Below are 1,855 nucleotides of genomic sequence, written 5' to 3'. Positions count from 1 at the left end.
ACCCGGATCGAGATAAAGGCTACAGAGGGTGAGGACGATCCCATGGAGGCGCTGCTCTCTGGAGTGAAATAAAATGATCTTCGATCAGGCCAAGGCCGACAGGGTGCTGGCCTTCTTCCGACAACTGAAACACACAAAGGGACGCTGGCGAGGCGTTCCTTTTACTTTGCTCCCTTGGCAGACCCAGGCCCTTTCCGACATCTTCGGCACCGTCCGGGAAAGCGGCTTCCGGCAGTATAACACTGCCTACATCGAAGTGCCGAAAAAGATGGGGAAGTCAGAAATGGGCGCCGGCGTTGGCCTTTACTGCCTGACGTCTGACAACGAATGGGCCGCCGAGGTTTATGGCTGCGCCGCCGACCGTCAGCAGGCATCAATCGTCTTTGACGTCGCCGTGGCTATGGTGGATCAATCCCCGGCGCTGAAAAAAGTCATCAAGCCTGTATTGTCGCAAAAGCGCCTGGTTTACTTGCCGACGAAATCCTTTTACCAGGTGCTCTCTGCTGAGGCCTACAGCAAGCATGGCTTCAACGTCCATGCTGTAATTTTTGACGAGCTTCACGCTCAGCCGAACCGTGGCCTTTACGATGTCATGACCGATGGCTCCGGCGACGCCCGGGATCAGCCGCTCTTTTTCCTGATCACCACTGCCGGCGATGATCCGGACCGGGCAAGTATCGGCTGGGAGCTGCACCAGATGGCCGTCGATGTCCTTACCGGCGTCAAGGTGGACCCGACTTTCTACGCCATGCTCTACGGCTTGGACCGAGAGAACAGGCGCATCTGGACTGGTCGGAGCCATGAAACTGTTAAGGATGATTGGAACGACGAAAAAATCTGGCGAGCTGCCTGGAGCGACAAAAAAATATGGGGCATGGTCAACCCCTCCCTTGGTCATACAGTGGCCTGGGAAAAGGCTGAGGACCAGTTCACCCGAGCCCAGGGGAATATGGCGAAAGAAAAGAACTTCCGCTGGCTCCGGCTAAACTCCTGGGAGAAGCTCAAGACCTCCGGCTGGCTGGGGCTTGACTTTTGGGACCTGTGCAAAGGCCGGGTGCAGGAGAAGCGGCTCCTGGGCCGACCCTGCTACGGCGGCCTTGACCTTTCAACCAAGATTGACCTGACTGCCTTCGTCCTACTCTTTCCGCCGGATGACATCAACAAAAAGTGGATCGTGCTTCCTCGCTTCTGGGTTCCAGAGGACCGCGTCCGGGAACGGGTGGACAGCGACCAGGTCCCCTATGACGTATGGGCGAAAAAGGGCTACATACTGACCACGCCTGGGAACGTCATTGACTACGACTTCATTGAGAAAGAGATTATAGCCCTGCGCGACCGCTATGACATCCAAGAGATCGGATACGACCCCTGGAACGCCATGCAGACGGCGGTCAATCTGGAAGATGAGGGCCTGACCATGGTTGAAACGCGGCAAGGCTACAAAACCATGTCGCCGTCCATGAAGGAAATCGAGCAGCTGGTTATGGGCAAAAAACTAATCCATTCCGGCCATCCGGTCCTGCGCTGGTGCGTGGGAAATGTCCAGGTAAAAATTGACGAAAACGAAAATGTGCGGCCCGTCAAAGGCAAGGGCACCGAACGCATCGATGGTCTGGTGGCCATGATTAACGCGATGGCCCGGGCCATGCTTAGGGAAGACACGACATCAGTTTACGAGAGCCGCGGTGTGCGGTAAGGAGGCGATATATTGCTCGAACGAATAAAACGTGTTGCCTATGCTTTCCGGTCCGCGATATCGAACCTGTCCAGTCCGCAGCGCTGGTTTATCGAGATGTTCGGCGGACGCGAATCGAAGGCTGGTGCCCAAGTGAGCGAAACCACGGCGATACAAGTT

Annotated in this window: 1 protein-coding gene; it reads left to right on the top strand. The window is 56.1% G+C overall.

Annotated elements, in window-relative coordinates:
* Window positions 1-76: 76 nt before the first annotated feature.
* Window positions 77-1,696, top strand: coding sequence for a terminase large subunit (locus ACE4YL_RS05595; protein WP_461369352.1), 1,620 nt, complete (start codon window positions 77-79; stop codon window positions 1,694-1,696).
* The last annotated feature ends 159 nt before the right edge of the window (window positions 1,697-1,855 follow it).

It is taken from the genome of Candidatus Darwinibacter acetoxidans (assembly GCF_041936445.1).
Lineage (GTDB): Bacteria > Bacillota > Limnochordia > Darwinibacteriales > Darwinibacteriaceae > DTU010.
The sequence above is the reverse complement of the archived record's forward strand: the minus strand, read 5'-3'. Positions and strand labels throughout refer to the sequence as shown.